At 51.0% G+C, this 1,150-nt stretch carries 2 protein-coding genes; one reads left to right on the plus strand and one right to left on the minus strand.

Annotation, left to right across the window (positions count from 1 at the left end):
* The first annotated feature begins 145 nt into the window (after nucleotides 1–145).
* The gene (locus OGY07_RS17045) at nucleotides 146–565 is read left to right on the plus strand and encodes an Exc2 family lipoprotein (RefSeq protein ID WP_195506487.1); all 420 of its coding nucleotides are present in this window, start codon (nucleotides 146–148) and stop codon (nucleotides 563–565) included.
* A gap of 320 nt (nucleotides 566–885) precedes the next feature.
* Here OGY07_RS17045 and OGY07_RS17050 read toward each other — a convergent pair whose 3' ends face one another.
* Nucleotides 886–1,119, minus strand: coding sequence for an MbeD family mobilization/exclusion protein (locus tag OGY07_RS17050; protein ID WP_286601914.1), 234 nt, complete (start codon nucleotides 1,117–1,119; stop codon nucleotides 886–888).
* Nucleotides 1,120–1,150 lie beyond the last annotated feature (31 nt).

Consider the following 1,150-nt stretch of genomic DNA (forward strand, 5'->3'; position numbering starts at 1 on the left):
GCTCAGGCAGGCACTGGAGCAGGAAAAAAAACGGGGCTTCTGGGCCAGACTGTTCAGCCGGTGAACACCGGCTGTAAGTGATGATAAGATAGTCTGCTGATATATAACTCACTGAGTAAAAAGATTTTATGACAAGGAGACACTCATGAGACGTTCCGGCGGCACACTGTATCTTATCGTCCTGCTGACAGCGACAACGGTCCTGACAGCCTGCACGCCAAAGGGCAGTGTGGAACAACATACCCGGCATTACGTTTATGCTTCAGACGATGGTTTTGATCCTAACTTTTCCACCCAGAAAGCCGACACAACACGAATGATGGTGCCTTTTTTCCGGCAGTTCTGGGATATGGGAGCAAAGGATAAAGCGACAGGAAAATCCCAGAGTGATGTGCAGCAACGTATTCAGCAGTTTCACAGCCAGGCGTTTTTAAACTCACTCCGGGGCACAACACAGTTTGCCGGTACCGATTACCGCAGCAAAGACCTCACGCCGAAAAAATCCAGGCTGCTGGCTGACACCATTTCGGCGGTTTATCTCGATGGCTACGAGGGCAGGCTGTAAGGGAGATATTTACCATAATCCCTTAATTGTACGCACCGCTAAAATACGTTCATCGCGATCACGGCAGCAGACAGGTAAAAATGGCAACAAACCACCCGGAAAACTGCCGCGATCGCGCCCGGTAAATTTTAACCGCATGAATACCTATGCAACCAGATGGTACAGGCCACATTAACCCCTCTTAATCCACTGAAGCTGCCATTTTTCATGGTTTCACCATCCCAGCGAAGGACCATCCAGCGTGCGTTCCTGTATTTCCGGCTGACGCTCCCGCTCCAGGGATAACGCATGTTCGCGCTCCTTTATCAGCCGTTCCTCCCTTATCTCCTGTTCTCGCTGTATAACTGCCTCAAGCGTTCTGTCTGCTCGCTCAAGTGCTGCACCTGCTGACTCAACTGCATCACCCGCTCGTTCAGCATCGCGTTGTCCCGTTGCGTAAGCGAAAACATCTTCTGCAATTCCACGAAGGCGCTCTCCCATTCGTTCAGCCGCTGCATATAGTCCTGTTGCAGCTGCTCTAAGGCGTTCAGCAAATGTGTTTCCAGCTCTGTCACTCTGTGTCACTCCTTCAGATGCACCCATTCC

It is taken from the genome of Citrobacter sp. Cs237 (assembly GCF_030332325.1).
Classification (GTDB): Bacteria; Pseudomonadota; Gammaproteobacteria; order Enterobacterales; family Enterobacteriaceae; genus Citrobacter_A; species Citrobacter_A sedlakii.